The organism is Streptomyces antimicrobicus (assembly GCF_020532625.1).
GTDB lineage: Bacteria > Actinomycetota > Actinomycetes > Streptomycetales > Streptomycetaceae > Streptomyces > Streptomyces antimicrobicus.
The window spans coordinates 21,504-38,913 of sequence record NZ_JAJAUY010000050.1 but is presented as its reverse complement, the minus strand read 5'-3'; the positions used below and the strand labels follow the sequence as shown (position 1 = coordinate 38,913).

The following is a 17,410-nucleotide window of genomic DNA, read 5'->3' as shown; positions in this document are numbered from 1 at the left end:
CGGCGGCTACGCCGTCGGCCGGCACGCCGCCCGTCCCGCCCACCCGGCCACCGCCACCACCACTGCCGAGGCCACCACCACCGCCGAGGCGACTGCCACCGTTCGCGCGGGCCAGGGCCAGGACGGCGCGGGCGACCCGGGCCGGGGCCGCGGGGACCTGGCGGAAGCTGGGGAAGTCGTTCACGTCGACGACCACCGGCCCGTCCGGGCCCAGCAGCACGTCCAGCCCGTAGAGGTCCAGGCCGTAGACCTCGCCGACCCGCGCGGCGATCGCCGCTGTCTCGGCGGACAGCGGGACGTTCCGCTCCCGGACCGCCTGGTCCGGGTGGAGCGGGGAGCGGCGTTCGGTCGCGTACATCTCGCCGCCCACGCAGTACACCTTGAGGTCCACGCCCGCGTTCGGCACGTACGGCTGCGCGATGAGCAGCCCCTCCCCGGCCAGCACGGGGAGCATCTCCATCAGACGCTCCGGCGACGGCACCAGGTGCACCGCCCGGCCCGAACTGCCGTCGGCGGGCTTGACCACCAGCGGGTACTCGGCCGCGGGTATCTCCGCCAGCAGTTCGGGCCGCGCCGCCGCGTACGTCGTCGGCAGCGGCAGTCCGTGGGCGCGGCCGATGGCCGCGGCCAGCGCCTTGTCGCGGACACCGCGGATCGACCGGGCGTCGTTGACCGTGGTGAGCCCCGCGTGCGCGGCGGCCTCCAGCAGGGTCAGACCGGGACCGCCGGACACCGTCTTCAGGACCCAGGCGTCGTGCCGCCCGGCCTCCACCAACTCGGTCATCCGCACCAGTGATCCGCCCGGCCGCAGCACGTCGACCCGGTGCCCCCACGCGCTCAGCTGCCGGACGACCTCGACCGGCATGCCGTCATGGCGGTACTGCTCCTCCACCAGGAAGCAGAGCCTCATCGGCCTCATCGACATACCCGTTGACCCCCGCGACCCCGGACCCCCGCCGGTTCCGTCCGGCGCGCTGCTACGTCACAGAATGTCATGAAGGGTGATGAACGTATCTTCCGACCCGTCCGGACGCCGGGCGAGGACGCCGCACCGGGCCACCGCGGCCGCCCACTTGTACGATCACCGCTCGGGGAGCGGAGGGCACGGATGGAGCGGGTCGGGCGGATCGGGTCGACCGAGGGGACGGAACGGATCGAACGGGCGAGGGGCGCGGTCGTCGGAGCGGCCGTCGGTGACGCGCTGGGCGCTCCCTTCGAGTTCGGGCCACCGGGGGCCTTCGGCCGCACCGACGGCGAGATGCGCGCAGGCGGCGGTTGGGACACCGGCGAGGCCACCGACGACACGCAGATGGCGGTGCTCGTCGCCGAATCCCTGCTGGAGCGCGGCGGCCTGGACCTGCCGGACCTGTTCGCGCGGTTCCGCCGGTGGGCGGCCGCCGAGCCGAAGGACATCGGCCTGCAGACCGAGGCCGTGCTGACCGGCGGGGAACACTGGGACCGGGCCGCCGCCCTGCACGCCCGGGTGAACCAGCGCGCCGCCGGCAACGGGGCGCTGATGCGTGCCTCCACCTCCGCCGTGTACTTCGCCGCCGCCGGGGCGGAGGCGACCATGGCCGCCGCCCGGCGGCTCGCCGCGCTCACCCACGGGGACAGCGCGGCGTGGCACGGGACCGCGGTCCTGCACGAGCTCGTGCGGGTGGCGCTCGACGGGGGCGACCCGCTGGCGGCCGTCGGGGGCGCCCTCGCGCGCCTGCCCGCGCCGCACCGCGAGCGGTACGCCGTCGTCCTGGACCCCGCCTGGCACCCCGGCCTGGCCACGGAGTTCAACGGGGCTGTGTGGCCCTGCCTCGGCTCGGCCGTGTGGGCGCTGCGCCGGACCGGCAGCTTCGCGGATGCCGTGGGCGCCGCCGTGGACCTCGGTGGCGACACCGACACCGTCGCGTGCGTCACCGGGGCGCTGGCCGGTGCCGTGTACGGAGCGGGGGCCGTGCCCGAGCGCTGGACGGCACGGCTGCACGTGCCCCTGCCCGGCTTCGGGAACCGGGTCCTGCGCACGCCCGAACTGACGGCCCTGGCCGACCGCCTGACGACCGCCGCCCCACGCCGCCGCGGGCCCGGCCCGAACCCGGCGACCTCCCCAGAGGGGGAGCAGCACCCAGCCGGGCCGTCCCCGCGCCCGGAGGGCGGGGAGCACCACCCGGCCGGGCCGGAAACCACTGCGGGGCCGGGGTAGACCGCCCTGCCGGGCCGTGGCCTCGGCGCCGACCAGGGGCATGCCCGGCGGTCGGCCCGAACCTGGCTCCGGCCCGGGCCGGACTGGCGGCCGAGCCGGTGCTCCGGGCCGGGGCTTCGCGGGGACCGAGCCGGACCGGGTGGCTGGCCCGGCACCCCGCCGCGGGCCCGCCCCCGACCTGGCGGCCGGCCCCGAACCTCGCCTCGCGGCCGGCGAGAGCCACCCGGCGTGGCCGTCCCCTCGGCGCACGCCCGGGCCGGACCTGGTGGCGCGGGCTGGGCTCCGCAGGGCGGCCTGTCCCGCACCCGGCGGCCGGGCCCGGGCCCCATCGGGCGCCAGGGCCCAGCCCAACGGCCACCTGGGTCGGGCCCTTGGCGGCCCGGTGGCCGCCCTGGGTCGGGCCCGGTGCAGGCCCGGCGGCCACCCTGGGTGGGGCCTGGTGGCGACCCCGTGCAGGCCCGGCGGCCGCCCCACGCCCGGATCCGGCGGCCACCCCGGCGCGGTGCAGGCCCGGCGGCCGAACCGGGTGGGGACCGGCGGCCGAGCCGGGTAGGCCCGGGGCAGGCCCGGCGGCCGGGTCGCGGCGCCGCCGTGTGGGCGGTGGGGATTCCGGCAGCGGGGTGATCCGGTGGGCCGGGCCGGACGGATGCGCGGGGCGGGCGCGGGGGCGACCGTAGAGTCGGCGTCGCCGAGACCCTTCCGTGCGCCGAGGAGACCCCGTGGATCCGATCGCCGACGACCGCTTCCCGACCGACCCGGCCCGTCCGGACCTCCGGTCCCTGTCAGGTGACGGCTCCGCGCGGTCGTCCTTGCGGGTCTTCGTCCTGGCCGGCTCGTCCCGGTCCGGCTCGGTCAACCGGCAACTGGCCTCGTACGTCGCCGGCCTCGTCACCCAGGCCGGCCCGGCCGTCGACCTCGCGCACCTGGCCGACTTCCCCATGCCCGCCTACGACGGCGACGCCGAGGCGGGCCAGGGGCCGCCACCGGCCGCGGCCGCCCTGCGCGACCGGATCGAGGCCGCCCAGGCCCTGGTCATCGCCTCGCCCGAGTACAACGCCTCCGTGCCGGGCGTGCTCAAGAACGCCGTCGACTGGGTCTCGCGGTTCCGGCCGCAGCCCTTCAAGGACAAGCAGACGCTGCTGGTCTCTGCCTCCCCGTCCATGGTCGGCGGCAACCGCGGTCTGTGGGCGCTGCGCGTCCCGCTGGAGCACCTCGGCGCCCGCGTGTACCCCGACATGTTCAGCCTCGCCGGCGCCCACCACGCCTTCACCGAGCAGGGCGGCCTGGCGGACGCGGGGCTCGCCCAGCGGCTCACCGAGACCGTGGATGCCTTCCTCGACCTGGTCGAGGCCGACACCCGCTACCTGTGCCTCCAGCGCCGCTGGTACGAGTTCCTCGGCGACCGCACCGACGCGCCGGTCACCAGCCGCGCCCAGGACTGATCCGGCCTCAGCGGCAGGAGAACGCGATCCGCTGCCGGACGTCCCCGTCCTGCTCCAGGGCCTGCACCACGACCCAGAACACCGGCCGTTCGCCGTCGAACCGGCCCCGGACGCGGACCGTCACCCGCTCGCCCGGGGCCAGCGCTCCCGTGTCGGGCGTGACGACGACGTCCGGCGCGATCCCGCGCTCGGCACCGGAGCCGTCCGCGACCGGGTCGTGGTCCAAGGCCGTCGCCCGCCACCGCGTCGCCGCCGCGGACGGCTCCACCGTGAACTGCGCGTCGATCTCGGAGCAGGCCACGTGCGCCGTGCCGTCGGCGGAGGTGTCCGGGCTGACCCGGCCCACCCGGACCCGGCCCGGGTCCGCGGCCGCGCGCGGCGCGACGTCCGACGCGCTGCTGCCGGGGCGGTCGACGCCGCCGGCCCTGCCGCTCCCGCCGGCCCCGCCGGTCCCCTCGGCCCCGCCGCTCCCGCCGCTCCCGCCGGGACCGCCTCCGGCGGCCTGGCAGGCCGCCGACATCAGCGCGAGCGCCGCCAGCGCGGCCACCGTCCCCGTTCCGCGTGCACGTCCCACCGGGATCCCTCCCCGCGCGTGAGAATTACGCCGCCTCCCCCGCAGTGTGCGCCCACCCGGCCCCGCGCTCAACGGCCGCGTCGCCACTCACCCTCAAGTCGGCGCAGCACCCGGCCACTTCAAGCCCAGCGATCTCTTGGGGCCGGTGGAGCGCGAGATTAGGGTGTGGCTGGTGAGACGACACATACCGTTCGACCGCCTCCACAACTTCCGTGACCTCGGCGGATACCGGACCGCCGACGGCCGCGCCGTGCGCTGGGGCCGCCTCTACCGGGCCGACTCCCTCGGCAAGCTGGCCGGCGACGACTGGGAGCGCTTCCGCGCGCTCGGCGTGCGGACCGTCATCGACCTGCGCTACCCCTGGGAGATCGAGGCCAAGGGCCGGGTGCCGCACGCCGAGGACCTCGCGTACGTCAACCTCAGCATCGAGCACCGCCCGTACGACCAGGCCGAGATCGACCCGGATCTGGACCCGTGGCGGTATCTCGCCGACCGGTTCGCCGAGGTCGCCCTCGACGGCGCGGCCGAGCTGCGCCAGGCGCTGGAGGTGATCGCGGACTCCGAGGATCCGCAGGTCTTCCACTGCGCCTCCGGCAAGGACCGCACCGGTCTGCTCGCCGCCCTCGTGCTGGCCCTGCTGGGCGTCGACGAGGACGCGATCGCCGCCGACTTCGCGCTCACCGAGCTGGCCACCGAGCGGCTGGTCGCCGACTGGAAGGCGGCCAACCCCGGCCGCGTCCTGCGCTGGCCGGCGTACGGGCGGGCACCGGAGGACGTGATCCGGCTGTTCCTGAAGGACCTGGCCGCCCGGTACGGCTCCGTCCACGCCTACGCCACCGGGCACCTGGGCGTGGACGAGGCGCTGGTCGAGCGGCTGCGGAACCAGCTGCTGGAGCCGGAAACCACCCGTTAGGATCGCCGCACTGCCCGGATGTAGCGCAGAGGTCGTCGCACCGCCATGCCATGGCGGGAGACGCCGGTTCGAATCCGGCCGTCCGGGCAGCCCAGACACAGCAGGCCCCGCCCGTCGGCGGCCAGGCGTACGGACACCGGTGGGGCGGCGGGGGAGTTGGCGGAGCGGAGCAGCGCGGGGACGCCCGGCGAGCGGAGCGGCGGCGCGCAGGCCGGCGGCGCGCAGGCCCTGACCGCGCAGGAGCTGGAGGACTTCGACCGTACGATCCGCAAGCTGCGCGCCCTGCCCCCGGACGACCCGGTCCGGCTACGGGCCGAACAGGTCGCCTCCTCCTTCGCCCGCGACGGCCGCCACCGCCGGCGCCGCAGCCGCGCCGAGGAACGCGCCGCCGCCGACGCCGCGGTCCTCACCGCGACGGCCACCGGAGCGCCCGACCGGCGCGAGGACGCGCCGCTGGCGACCGCGGCCGTCTCCCGCACGGCCGGAGTGCTGCTGCGGCCCCAGCGCTGCTACGTCTGCAAGTCCTTCTACCGCGAGGTCGACGGGCACTACCACCGGCTGTGCCCCGGCTGCGCCGCCGACCACACCGCCCGCCGCCGCATGAGCTGCGACCTGACCGGCCGGCGCGCGCTGCTCACCGGAGGCCGGGTCAAGATCGGCTTCCAGCTGGCCCTGATGATGCTGCGCGACGGCGCCGAACTGCTCGTCACCAGCCGCTTCCCGCAGGACACCCTCGCCCGTTTCCGCGCCGCCCCGGGCAGCGAGCGGTGGCTGGACCGGCTCACCGTCGTCGCCGTGGACCTGCGCGACCCCCGCCAGGTCCTGGGCCTGTGCGAGCGGCTGCGCGCCGAGGGCGAGCCCCTGGACATCCTCGTCAACAACGCCGCCCAGACCGTCCGCCGCCCGCCGGAGTCCTACGCGCTGCTCGCCGACGGCGAGCGGACGGCGCTCCCCGGCCCCGGCCGGGTGTGGCGGGCCCCCGGGTACGAGCCCCTGCGGGCCCTGGACGGCCCCGGCAGCGGCACTTCCGGTGCGCTGGCCCTGGTCCTGGACGAGGCCGACGAGGCGGGCCTGCTGCCCGACCCCGCCCCCGCCAACTCCTGGTCGGCCCGGCTCGGCGAGCTCGATCCGGCCGAGCTGCTGGAGACCCAGCTCGTCAACGCGCTCGCCCCCGCGCTGCTGGTGGACCGGCTGCTGCCGCTGCTGCTGGCCTCGCCCCGCCCGCACCGGTACGTCGTCAACGTGACCGCCGTGGAAGGGCGGTTCACGGTGCGCCGCAAGACGTCCGGGCACCCGCACACCAACATGGCCAAGGCCGCCCTCAACATGCTGACCCGCACCAGCGGCCCCGAACTCGCCGCGCACGGCGTCCACATGTGCAGCGTCGACACCGGATGGATCACCGACGAGAACCCGGCGCCCCGCAAGGAGCGGATCGCGCGCAGCGGCTTCCGCACCCCGCTGGACGTCGTCGACGGCGCTGCGCGCGTCTACGACCCCATCGTGCGCGGCGAGGCGGGCGCACCGCTGGCGGGCGTGTTCCTCAAGGACTACCAGGAGGCGGCCTGGTGACGGGGGTGCCCGGCACCGGTCCCGGGCCGATGGCCTAGCATCAGCCGCAAGGGCGGAGTCGTAGCGCAGAGGTCGTCGTGCCGGTCTCCAAAACCGGACCACGCTGGTTCGAATCCAGCCGCTCCGCCCCCCTCGCCGCCCGCCTCGCCGCCTGTGCCCGCTCCGCCGCGGCCGAGCCCGTCGTCAGCGGCCCTCGTCGGGTCCCGTCCCCGTCGCCAGCGTCAGCGCCCCCGCCGCACCTTCGCCGCGCGCCGGGCCTCGGCCAGCTTGCGGGCCTCCGCGCTCTTGCGGGACTCCTTGGCCCGGCCGCCCGGGCTGCTGCCGCGGCCGCGGAAGCCGAGGGTGGTCGCGGCGCCCGCCGCGGCGCCGGGGTCCGCCGCCGGCGCCGTGCTGCCGGGCAGCGGCACGCCGGAAGGCTGCCGGGCGCCGGTGATCCGGGCCAGTTCGGCGTCGCCCGGGCGCACCGCGGTGACCGTCGGGCGGACCCCGGCCTCCGTCATCAGCCGGCTCACGTCCTTGCGCTGGCCGGCCGTGACCAGGGTGACCACGCGCCCGGACTCCCCGGCCCGCGCGGTGCGCCCGCCGCGGTGCAGGTAGTCCTTGGCGTCGGCCGGCGGGTCCACGTTGACGACCAGGTCGAGGGCGTCCACGTGGATGCCGCGGGCCGCCACGTTCGTGGCGACCAGGACCGTGACCTCTCCCTGCTGGAACTGCTCCAGCGTGTGCGTGCGCTGCGGCTGCGACTTCCCGCTGTGCAGGGCCGCCGCCCGGATCCCGCTGCCGCGCAGGTGCCGGGTGAACCGGTCGACGGCGTGCTTGGTGTCCAGGAACATCAGCACCCGCCCCTCCCGCGCCGCGATCTCGGTGGCGGTGCGCTGCTTGTCGGCGCCGTGGACGTGCAGCACGTGGTGTTCCATCGTGGTGACCGCGCCCGCCGCGGCGTCGACCGCCGCGACCACCGGGTCCTCGAGGTGTTCGTGGACCAGCCGGTCCACGTTCTTGTCCAGCGTGGCCGAGAACAGCAGCCGCTGGCCGTCGGGCCGCACCTGGCCGAGGATCTCCAGGACCTGCGGCAGGAAGCCCAGGTCGCACATCTGGTCCGCCTCGTCCAGCACGGTGATCCGTACGTCGTCCAGTCGGCAGTCCCGGCGCCCGACCAGGTCGGCCAGCCGGCCCGGGGTGGCGATCAGCACCTCGGCGCCGGCCTTGAGCGCGGTGGCCTGCCGGCCGATGTGGAGCCCGCCGACGGCCGTCGCCAGCCGCAGGCCGAGCGCCGCCGCGTACGGGTCCAGGGCGTCGGCGACCTGCTGGGCGAGCTCCCGCGTCGGCACCAGCACCAGCGCGAGCGGCCGCTTGGCCGCCGCCCGGCGGCCCGCCGTGCGCGCCAGCAGCGCCAGTCCGAACGCGAGGGTCTTGCCGGAGCCGGTCCGGGCCCGGCCCAGGACGTCGCGACCGGCCAGCGCGGCCGGCAGGGTGACCGCCTGGATCGGGAACGGCTCCTGAACCGCCTGCTCGGCCAGCGTCCGCTCCAGTTCCGGCGGCAGCCCGAGGTCGGCGAACGACGCCACCGGCGGCGGGCCCGGCGTGGTCGTTTCCGGCAGCGCGAACTCGCGCTTCGCGTTCATCAGAGAAACCTTCCTCGTCCCGGCATCCGGGACTTCCCCGTCCCGGCACCCGGCACGGACCGGGGCCCGTACCCTCGCGGTACGGGCCCCGGCTGCGTCGTAAGCGTCCGGCCATTTTACCAGCGCCGGACCCCGGCCGGCCGGTCGCGAGCGCCGCCCCGCGGCTCCCTCACGCGAACGCGAGCCGGGCGATCCCGCCGTGCTCCAGGGCCGTGTACAGGGCGCCGTCGGGTCCGAACGCCAAGCCGTGGGGTTCGGCCCCGGCGTCGGGCAGGGCGTACTCGGTCACCTGTCCCTCCGCCGTGATCCGCCCGACGCGGCCGGTGGCCCACGCCGTGAACCAGCAGGCCCCGTCCGGCCCCGCGGTGACCGCGTGCGGGCGGCAGGCGGGGTCCGGCAGCGCGAACTCGGTGACCTCGCCGCCCGGTGCGACCCGGGCGATGCGGCCCGCGCCGATCTCGGCGCACCACAGCGCGCCGTCCGGCCCGGCCGCCAGCCCGACGGGCGCGGCGCCCGCCGTGGGCAGCCGGTGGACGGCGACCTCGCCGCCGGGCGTGATCCGGGCGAGGGCACCGGCCCGGTTGAGGGTGCACCACAGCGCGCCGTCCGGGCCGGTCGTGATCATGGAGGGGAAGCCGCCCGCCACGGGCAGCGGGACCTCGGTGATCTCGCCGTCGCAGGTGATCCGCCCGATCCGGTCGGCGTTCAGCTGGGTGAACCAGAGCGCGCCGTCCGGCCCGGCCGTGATGCCGTACGGGCCGGCGCCGGGGGTGGGCAGGGCGAACGAGGCCGTCCGGCCGTCGGGGGTGATCCGGCCGATGCGGTGGTCGCGCATCCGCGTGAACCACAGGGCCCCGTCGGGGCCCGGCGCGATCACGCTGGGCCCGCAGTCGGGGGAGTCGAGGGGGAACTCGGTCAGGTCCCCGGCGGGGGTGAGGCGGGCGATCCGCCCGGTGTGCACGAGCGTGCACCACAGGGCACCGTCGGGACCGGGCGCGATGCCGTACGGGCCGGAGGCGGGCTCGGCGACGGGGAAGACCCGCAGGCGGGTCAGGACGGGGGCGGGCACGGTACGGGCGGGCATGCGGGCTCCTGGTCAGGGGGAGGGCGGGAGGGGGCCGGGGGAGAGGAGGGTCAGGTGGCGGCCCTGCCAGCGGTTTCGCAGGCGCCGGTCGTGGCTGACCACGACCACCGCCCCGGGGAAGCCCGCCAGTGCCGCCTCCAGCTCCTCCGCCAGGGCCGAGGACAGGTGGTTCGTCGGCTCGTCGAGCAGCAGGACGTCGACGGGGTCGCCGACCAGCCGGGCCAGGGCGAGGCGTTGCCGCTGACCCGCCGACAGGGAGCCGACCGGTACGTCGAGCCGCTCGCGGGCGAACAGGCCCAGCCCGAGCAGCCGTTCGGCGTGCTCCTCGGCCGTGCCGGGGCGCCCGTGCGCGTACGCCGCGAGCACGGTGCGCCCGGGCGGACCGGACTCGGTGCGCTGGGCGAGCAGCCCGGTGCGGCCGTGCCGTACGATCCGCCCGCCGTCGGGGGCGGTCCGGCCGGCCAGGACGTCCAGCAGCGTGCTCTTGCCGGCGCCGTTGGCGCCCGTGACCAGCAGTCGGTCGCCGGCCGCGAGGCTCAGGTCGACCGGGGCGAGGCGGCCGGCGACCGCGACCCCTTCGGCCTCGACCAGCACGCCCCGGCCGCCCGCCGCGCGCAGCGCGGGCGTGAACCGCAGCGGCTCCGGCGGCGCGGGCACGGGCGCGGCGAGCAGCCGGTCCAGCCGTTCGCGGGCGCTGCGCACCCGGCCGGCGAGGGACTGCTGGACCCGGCCGGCGGCCCGGTCGTAGGCCATCTTGTTGCCGTCCTTGCGCTCCCGGCCGGGTGCCACCCGGCGGGCCGTCGTGGCGACGCTCTCCCGCAGCCGGTCCACCTCCGTCCGCCAGGCGGTGTGCGCCTCGGCGCGGCGGCGCCGGTCGGCGGCCCGCTCGGCGAGGTAGCCGGCGTATCCGGGGCCGTGGCGGACGGCGCGGTGCAGGTCGCCGTCGACCTCCAGCACGCCGGTGGCGAACCGGTCGAGGAAGACGCGGTCGTGGGAGACGGCGACGGTGGTGCCGCGGCGGGTGCGCAGGTGCTCCTCCAGCCAGGTCAGGGCGGAGTCGTCGAGGTGGTTCGTCGGCTCGTCGAGCAGCAGGACCTCCGGGGCGGCCGCGAGCAGCGCCGCCAGCCGCAGCCTGACCTGTTCGCCGCCGGAGAGCCCGCCCACGGCGCGTCCGCGCGGCAGGGCGAGCAGCCCCAGGCCGTCCAGGGCGCGCTCGACGCGGGCGTCGGCGTCGTAGCCGCCGCGCAGTTCGAACGCGGTGAGCAGATCGGCGTACTCGGTGAGCAGGGCGGGGGCCGGGTCGGGGCCCATCTCCGCCTCCAGGGCGCGCATCCGGCGCTCCATCGCGTGGAGGTCCGCCAGGGCGCGGTCGACGACCTGCTGGACCGTCAGGTGCGCCGGGAGGTGCTCCTCCTGCGCGAGGTGGCCGAGCCCGCCGTCGGCGCGGACGAACACCTCGCCGCTGTCGGGGCGTTCGACGCCGGCCAGGAGCCGGAGCAGGGTGGACTTGCCGGAGCCGTTCTCGCCGACGACCGCCAGGCGTCCGCCCGCGGGGACCGAGCAGCTGACGGAGTCGAGGACGAGGCGTCCCGCGTAGGACTTGGTGAGGTCACGCGCGGTGACCTGGGCGGTGGAGCGGGCGGTCGGCCGGGTCGTGGGCCGCCGGGTCGTGGACCGGGGCGTGGGCGGGGTGGTGAAGGTGGCGGTCATGCGGCGGCTCCGAGGGGGCGGGAGGGGGCACGGGCAGGGCGGAACGGTCGGAGACGTGGCGGACGACCATCGGAATCACTCCTTAAGGCGACTGATGTTGCGTTAAGATCGTGGCATGAGAGCGACGACGCCCGCAAGCGGCAATTCCGAACCCGGTCCTGAACCCGGCGCCGAGGCCGGATCCGAACCCGGTCCTGAGCCCGCACCCGAGGCCGCACCCGAGGCCGGACCCGGGGCCGGACCCGGGGCAGGACCCGGCTCCCGGCTCGCCCCCGAAGCGCCGCCGGCCGCACCCCGGCGCCGTACCGGCGGCCGCAGCGCACGCGTACGGACGCAGGTGCTGGAAGCGGTCGGCGCGCTGCTGCTGGAGGCCGGCTACGATGGCCTGACCGTGGACGCGGTCGCCGAACGCGCCGGCGTGCACCGCACGACGGTCTACCGGCGCTGGCGGGACGTGGGCGGCCTGCTGGCCGACGTGCTCGACGCGGCCGCCGACGACACCTGGAGCCCGCCCGACACGGGCACGCTGGAGGACGACCTGACGGCCCTGTGCCAGGAGGCCTACGACGCCCTCGCCGCCGGCGCGACCCTCACCACGGCCCTGATCGCCGTGTCCTTCCGCTCGCCGGAGGCGGCCGCCGCGCTGAGCCGGTTCTGGGCGGACCGCTACGACCGCTGCGCGGTCGTCGTGGAGCGCGCCGTGGCGCGAGGGGAGCTGCCGGCGGACACCGACGCCCGGGCCGTGCTCGTCACCGCGACCGCACCGGTGTACCACGAGCTGCTCCTGCTGCGGGCCGCTCCCGACCCGGCCCTGCCGCGCCGTGCGGCCCGGGCGGCGGCGGCCGCCGCCCGGGCCGGGACGCAGCTGCTCAGCGCCGGCGGACGCTGACGGCCGCCACCGGGCACGCCCGGGCGGCCTCCCGGACCAGGGCGCTGCCGCCGCCGTCCTCCCGGCCCGGCAGCAGCGCGCCGAAGCCGTCGTCGTCCTGGGTGAACACCTCGGGCGCGGTCAGGGCGCACTGGCCCGCCCCGATGCACCGCTCCCGGTCGATCCGGATCCGCACCGGCCCGGCCGGCGCCGCCGCCGTCACCAGGCCACCGGGAGCTCGACCATCCCCTGGATGGTGTCGCCCGGCTTGAACGGGATCTCCTCCGGCGGCGCGGCCAGCCGCAGCCCGGGCAGGCGGGCGAAGAGCGTGCCGAGGGCGATCTCCAGCTCGGCCCGCGCCAGGTTCTGGCCCAGGCACTGGTGGATGCCGAAGCCGAACGCCACGTGGTGCCGGGCCGAGCGGTGCCAGTCCAGCGTGTCCGGGGCGGCGTAGACCGACTCGTCGCGGTTGATCACCGAGGTCGGGAAGACGACCCCGTCGTCCTTGCGGATGACGCTCCCGCCGACCTCGATGTCCGCCGTGGCCACCCGCAGCATCCCGTCCGCGATGGACAGGAACCGCATCAGCTCCTCCACGGCCGCCGGAAGCAGGGACGGATCGGCGCGCAGCTCCGCCAGTTGCTCAGGGTGCCGCAGCAGGGTGAAGGTGCCCAGCGAGATCATGTTCGCGGTCGTCTCGTGGCCGGCGATCAGCAGGACCGCGGCGATCGCGACCAGCTCCTCCACGTCCAGCTCGCCGTTCTCCAGGCGGTCGGCGATCAGCTCGTCCAGCAGCCCGTCGCCCGGTGCCGCGCGCTTGCGCCCGATCAGGTCCCGCAGGTACGCGTCGAGCCGGTCGCGCGCCTGCTCCACGTCCGAGGGCTCGGGGCCGCGCAGCAGCCGCCGCGACTGCTCCTGGAAGAACTCGTGGTCCTCGTACGGCACCCCGAGCAGGCCGCAGATCACCCTGGACGGCACCGGCAGGGCGAAGGCGCCGACGAGCTCGGCGGAGGAGCCGCGGGCCACCATGTCGTCGATCAGCTGGTCCACGGTCCGCTGGATCCACGGCCGCAGGGCCGCGGTCCGCTTGACCGTGAAGCTCGGGATCAGCATCCGGCGCTGGACGTTGTGCTCGGGGTCGTCCACGCCCAGCAGGGCCGCCCGGCGGCTGCGCAGGCCCTTGAAGCGGCGGGTGGGCATCGGGAAGTTGCCGTTCTCCCGGTCGGAGGACAGCCGTTCGTCACTCAGCAGGGCGCGCGCCTCGGCGTGCCCGGTCACCACCCAGACCGGGCGTCCGTCGAAGAGCGTGACCCGGGACAGCGGGCGCGATTCGCGCAGGGGCTGATAGGCCTGTGGGGGGTGGTAGGGGCAGGTGCGGCTCTGGGGGAAGGCAACGACTTCAGTCATCAAGCACCTCGCAAGCGGTGGGGCCGGGTGGCCACGCCCCATTACATGCCCCAGGCATCTAAATCGCACGCACCTTATTCGGCCAAACGTCACAACTGCCCCTTCAGGTGGAGGAGCGCCCGAGGCTCCCCCATCCTGGGAGGGAAAGGACGGCAGCCATGACCGGACCAACCGAAGCGGTCGAGGCGGACCGCGCCCTGAAGGCCAAGCACCGCACCATGTGGGCGCTCGGCGACTACCCGGCCGTCGCCACGACGGTGATCCCCGAGCTCGGCCCCCGCCTGGTGAGCGCCTGCGGCGTGCAGCGCGGGGACCGCGTGCTGGACGTCGCCGCGGGCTCCGGCAACGCCGCGGTCCCCGCGGCCCTGACCGGCGCCGACGTGGTGGCCTCGGACCTGACACCGGCCCTGCTCGACGCCGGCAGGGTGCTCGCCGAGGAACGCGGCGCGGTGCTGGCGTGGCGTGAAGCCGACGCCGAGGCGTTGCCCTTCGAGGACGGCGAGTTCGACGTCGTCATGTCGTGCGTCGGGGTGATGTTCGCCCCGCACCACCAGGCCGCCGCGGACGAAATGGTCCGGGTCTGCCGGGACGGCGGCACCGTCGGCGTGCTCAACTGGACCCCGCAGGGCTTCATCGGCCGCATGTTCGCCGTCATGAAACCGTACGCGCCGCCCCCACCGCCCGGCGCCCAGCCACCCCCGCTGTGGGGCGACGAGGAACACCTGGCCGCGCTGCTCGGCGACCGGGTCACCGACCTCGACGCGCGCCGGGAGACCGTCCACGTGGACCGCTTCGCCGAGCCGGCGGAGTTCGTGAACTTCTTCAAGGCGGCCTACGGGCCGACCATCGCCGTGTACCGCAACATCGCCGGGGACCCCGACCGCGTGACGGCGCTGGACCGCGACCTGACCGCGCTCGCCCGGGACGCGATGACCGCCCGCGGCGCGATGGAGTGGGAATACCTGCTGCTCACCGCCCACCGGCGGGTCGACTGATTCCGCCCGGCCCACCGTGACCGGCAGGCCCGCCGACCGGCTCGGCGCCCTCGCCTTCGCCGCCTCCGCGCTGCTCGCCGGCGGGAACGCGGTCGGCGTCCGGTTCAGCAACCGCGAGCTCGACCCGCTGTGGGGCGCGGGCCTGCGCTTCGGCGCCGCCGCGGTCCTGCTCCTCGCCGGCACGGCGCTGCTGCGGCTGCCGTTCCCGCGCGGCCGGGCCCTGGCCGGCGCCGTGGCGTACGGCGTGCTCAGCTTCGGCGTGCCCTTCGCGTTCGCGTACTACGCCCTGGTCCACCTCCACGCCGGGCTCGGCCAGACCGTCCTCGCCCTCGTCCCGCTGGTCACCCTGCTGCTGGCGGCGGCCCAGCGGCAGGAACGGCTCACGCCCGCGGCCGTCGGCGGCACCCTGTGCGCGGTGGCCGGGGTCGCCGTCGTCTCGCAGGCGCCGCTGCGGGCGTCCGTCCCCGTCGCGGCGCTGCTGGCGCTGCTCGGGGCGGTGCTGAGCTTCGCCGAAGCCACCGTCCTGGCGCACCGGCTGCCGCACCTGCATCCCGTCACCATGAACGCGGTGGGCATGACCGCCGCCGCCGTCCTGCTCCTCGCCGGCTCCGCCGCCGTCCGCGACCACTGGGTGCTGCCGGAACGCGCCGCCACCTGGTGGGCGCTGGTCTACCTGGTGGTCGCCGGGTCCGTCCTGACCTTCGTCCTGTACCTGGTGGTGGCCCAGCGCTGGGACGCCAGCCGGGCCGCGTACGTGTTCGTCGTCGTCCCCGTGGTCACCCTCGTGCTGTCGGCCCGGCTCGACGACGAGCCCCTGACCGCGTCCCTGCTCCTGGGCGCCCCGCTGATCCTGCTCGGCGTGTACGTCGGCGCCCTGCGCCGGCCCCCTACCCGCCCGCCGGCTGACGACCGCCCGTGAGCAAGCGGCGCAGCCGCAGGGCGAGTTGGTTCTCCAGGGCGCGGGCCGGCTCGTTCCAGTCGGGGCCGAGCAGCAGGGCCACCCGCTCCAGCCGCTGCACCACCGTGTTGACGTGCACGTGCAGCGCGTCCTTGGCGCGGGACAGGCTGGCGCCCTGCGCGTAGTACGTCTCCAGGGTCCGTACGAGCTCGGTCCCGCGCGCGGCGTCGTACGCGAGCACCGGGCCCAGCACCCGTTGCACGTACCCGTCGACATCGGCCCCGCCTCCCAGCAGGACACCGACGAAGCCGAGGTCGGGCAGGGCTGCGCCGGTACCGGTACGACCCAGCGCGCGCAGTGCCTCCAGGCAGCGCACCGCCTCGCCGTACACGCCGGGGATCCGCTCCGGCGCCCCGGCGGGCCCGGCCGAGCCCACCGTGACCGGCAGCCCGAGGACCCGGCCCCACTCCTCGGCGAGGGAGGCCGCGAGCGGGCCGGGGGTCAGTCCCGGCGCGTCCCTCGGCACGTCGCGCGGCGCGTGCTTCGGCGGGTCGTGCGGCGCGTGCTTCGGCGGGTCGTGCGGCGCGTCCCGCGGCGTGTCTCCCGGCGTGTCTCCCGGCGGGGCGCAGGGCGGGTCGTGCGGCGGGTCGTGCGGCGGGTCGTACGGCACGACCAGGACCGCGTGGCCGCCGTGCTGACCGGCCAGGCCGCCCAGGCTCCGCGCCCGCCGGGCGGCCTCCGCCGCCAGCCGGGCCCGGCCCTCCGGCGGGCAGTGCGCCACCAGCACCGCGTGCGGCCCGCCCAGGTCCACCCCGACCCGCCGGGCCCGTACGGCGAACCCGGCCGCGGTCCGGGAGTCGGCGGCGCCCGGGTCCGCCGTGAGCAGGTCGTCCAGGAGCTCGCCGCGCACCCGGTCCTCGGCCTCGGCCACCGACCGGCCCATCAGCAGCAGCAACGCCGTGACCAGGCAGGCCCGTTCGAACAGCCGGCGGTCGGCGTCGTCCAGCACCGGCCGCCCGGTCAGCGCGATCCCGCCGAGCGGCTCCGGCCCGGCCAGCACCGCGCACACCCACACCCCGTCCGCCACCGCCACGGCCCGCCCGTCCCGGCGGGACGCGGCGACGGCCGCGGGGGAGGGGGCGACGGCCGCCGCCGCCGAAGGGGAACCGGCCGGGGCACCGACGCGGGCGAGTTCCTCCCCGCCGGCCCCGTGCACCACCAGCGCCCCACCGAGGACGCCCGCCACGTCCCGCGCGAGGTCACCGACCGTGCCCCCGCGCAGCACCAGGTCCATCAGCCGGTCATGGCTCTCCGCGGCCCGGCTGATCGCCGCGCTCTGCGCCCGGGCCGTACGGTTCGCCGCGTCCAGCCCCGCGAGCGCGGCCCGGGTCTCCTCCAACCGCCGGGCGCTGTCGATGGCGATCGCCGCGTGGTCGGCGAGCGACGCCAGCAGGGCGATGGCCTCGGGCGCGAACCCGCGTGGGGACCGGTCCGCCGCGAACAGCACCCCGATCACCCGGTTGCCCACGGCCAGCGGCACCCCCAGGATCCCGCGCAGCCCCTCCTCGGCCACCCCCTGGTCGATGGCCGGGACGTGCCGGAACCGGGTGTCCGTACGGTAGTCGGCGCTCGCGTACGGGCGCGCGGTCTGCGCCACCAGCCCGCCCAACCCGTCGCCCATCGCCAGCCGCAGCTGCTGGAAGGCGGCGGAGGTGGAACCGTCGGTGACCCGCATGTACGTGTCCCCGGCGGCCGGGTCGTGCAGGGTGAGGTACGCGACGTCGGAGTGCAGCAGCTTGCGGGCCCGCCGCACGATCGCGCGCAGTACGGAGTCCAGGTCGCGCAGCGCCGCGAGGTCCCCGGCCGTGTCGAACAGCGCCTCCAGCTCGGCCTCGCGGCGCCGGTGCTGACCCAGCGTCCGGTGCACGCCGAGGGCGACCTCGGTCACCTCGGCGACGTACGCCAGCTCCTCGGCCGAGGCCCCGGCCGCCCGCGCCCCGGCCGCCACCCGCGTGAACTCCTCGGCGGCCGCGCCCCGGGCGAGCAGGTCCAGCAGCTGTGCGGCGGCCTGGGCGGCGGGTCCGGGCGAGGTGGGCACCGTGGGGTTCTCCGGGTCGGTCGGGGCGGG

At 76.7% G+C, this 17,410-nt stretch carries 15 protein-coding genes and 2 tRNA genes; 9 read left to right on the top strand and 8 right to left on the bottom strand.

Annotated elements, in window-relative coordinates; translation table 11 throughout:
- Positions 1 to 910, bottom strand: a 910-nt coding sequence (locus LG632_RS15060) for an ATP-grasp domain-containing protein (RefSeq protein WP_226727564.1), incomplete at its 3' end; no start/stop codon positions are given.
- 198 nt (positions 911 to 1,108) lie between these two features.
- On the opposite strand from LG632_RS15060, the gene LG632_RS15055 reads away from it, so the two are divergent.
- Positions 1,109 to 2,194 carry an ADP-ribosylglycohydrolase family protein gene (locus LG632_RS15055; RefSeq protein ID WP_226727563.1) on the top strand — a complete coding sequence of 362 codons (1,086 nt, stop codon included), beginning with the start codon at positions 1,109 to 1,111 and terminating at the stop codon, positions 2,192 to 2,194.
- A gap of 809 nt (positions 2,195 to 3,003) precedes the next feature.
- Positions 3,004 to 3,636, top strand: coding sequence for an NADPH-dependent FMN reductase (locus LG632_RS15050; protein WP_226727568.1), 633 nt, complete (start codon positions 3,004 to 3,006; stop codon positions 3,634 to 3,636).
- Positions 3,637 to 3,643: 7 nt separating this feature from the next.
- Here LG632_RS15050 and LG632_RS15045 read toward each other — a convergent pair whose 3' ends face one another.
- Positions 3,644 to 4,210 (bottom strand): hypothetical protein, encoded by a 567-nt coding sequence (locus LG632_RS15045; RefSeq protein ID WP_226727562.1) that lies wholly within the window; start codon positions 4,208 to 4,210, stop codon positions 3,644 to 3,646.
- Between the two features lie 172 nt (positions 4,211 to 4,382).
- Here LG632_RS15045 and LG632_RS15040 point away from each other — a divergent pair, with 172 nt between their 5' ends.
- From LG632_RS15040 to LG632_RS15025, 4 genes are all read left to right on the top strand, one after another.
- Entirely contained in the window at positions 4,383 to 5,123 is a 741-nt protein-coding gene (locus tag LG632_RS15040; protein WP_226727561.1) for a tyrosine-protein phosphatase, read from the top strand.
- Positions 5,124 to 5,137: 14 nt separating this feature from the next.
- Positions 5,138 to 5,210 (top strand) — tRNA-Gly (locus LG632_RS15035).
- A gap of 141 nt (positions 5,211 to 5,351) precedes the next feature.
- Positions 5,352 to 6,695, top strand: a complete 1,344-nt coding sequence (locus LG632_RS15030; RefSeq protein WP_226727567.1) for an SDR family NAD(P)-dependent oxidoreductase — start codon at positions 5,352 to 5,354, stop codon at positions 6,693 to 6,695.
- 52 nt (positions 6,696 to 6,747) lie between these two features.
- Positions 6,748 to 6,823, top strand: a tRNA-Trp gene (locus LG632_RS15025).
- 93 nt (positions 6,824 to 6,916) lie between these two features.
- Here the strand turns inward: LG632_RS15025 and LG632_RS15020 are convergent.
- From LG632_RS15020 to LG632_RS15010, 3 genes are all read right to left on the bottom strand, one after another.
- Complete coding sequence (locus LG632_RS15020) at positions 6,917 to 8,320, bottom strand: DEAD/DEAH box helicase (protein ID WP_226727560.1); 1,404 nt, start codon at positions 8,318 to 8,320, stop codon at positions 6,917 to 6,919.
- Positions 8,321 to 8,489: 169 nt separating this feature from the next.
- Positions 8,490 to 9,404, bottom strand: a complete 915-nt coding sequence (locus LG632_RS15015; RefSeq protein WP_226727559.1) for a Vgb family protein — start codon at positions 9,402 to 9,404, stop codon at positions 8,490 to 8,492.
- A 12-nt stretch (positions 9,405 to 9,416) separates the two neighbouring features.
- Positions 9,417 to 11,114, bottom strand: coding sequence for an ABC-F family ATP-binding cassette domain-containing protein (locus LG632_RS15010; protein WP_226727558.1), 1,698 nt, complete (start codon positions 11,112 to 11,114; stop codon positions 9,417 to 9,419).
- A 337-nt stretch (positions 11,115 to 11,451) separates the two neighbouring features.
- On the opposite strand from LG632_RS15010, the gene LG632_RS15005 reads away from it, so the two are divergent.
- A complete protein-coding gene (locus LG632_RS15005; protein ID WP_226727557.1) occupies positions 11,452 to 12,003 on the top strand; it encodes a TetR/AcrR family transcriptional regulator in 552 nt (183 codons plus the stop codon).
- On the opposite strand, the gene LG632_RS15000 is transcribed toward LG632_RS15005, so the two are convergent.
- Positions 11,984 to 12,178, bottom strand: coding sequence for a ferredoxin (locus LG632_RS15000; protein WP_226727566.1), 195 nt, complete (start codon positions 12,176 to 12,178; stop codon positions 11,984 to 11,986). The genes LG632_RS15005 and LG632_RS15000 overlap by 20 nt on opposite strands.
- A gap of 23 nt (positions 12,179 to 12,201) precedes the next feature.
- Entirely contained in the window at positions 12,202 to 13,389 is a 1,188-nt protein-coding gene (locus tag LG632_RS14995) for a cytochrome P450 (RefSeq protein ID WP_226727556.1), read from the bottom strand.
- A gap of 158 nt (positions 13,390 to 13,547) precedes the next feature.
- Between LG632_RS14995 and LG632_RS14990 the strand changes: the two genes are divergently transcribed.
- Both LG632_RS14990 and LG632_RS30560 read left to right on the top strand, forming a co-directional pair.
- Positions 13,548 to 14,384 carry a class I SAM-dependent methyltransferase gene (locus tag LG632_RS14990; protein WP_226727555.1) on the top strand — a complete coding sequence of 279 codons (837 nt, stop codon included), beginning with the start codon at positions 13,548 to 13,550 and terminating at the stop codon, positions 14,382 to 14,384.
- Positions 14,385 to 14,400: 16 nt separating this feature from the next.
- On the top strand, positions 14,401 to 15,303 hold the full coding sequence (locus LG632_RS30560; protein ID WP_226727554.1) for a DMT family transporter: 903 nt from the start codon (positions 14,401 to 14,403) through the stop codon (positions 15,301 to 15,303).
- On the opposite strand, the gene LG632_RS14980 is transcribed toward LG632_RS30560, so the two are convergent.
- A complete protein-coding gene (locus LG632_RS14980; protein WP_226727553.1) occupies positions 15,272 to 17,380 on the bottom strand; it encodes a helix-turn-helix domain-containing protein in 2,109 nt (702 codons plus the stop codon). The genes LG632_RS30560 and LG632_RS14980 overlap by 32 nt on opposite strands.
- Positions 17,381 to 17,410: the final 30 nt, after the last annotated feature.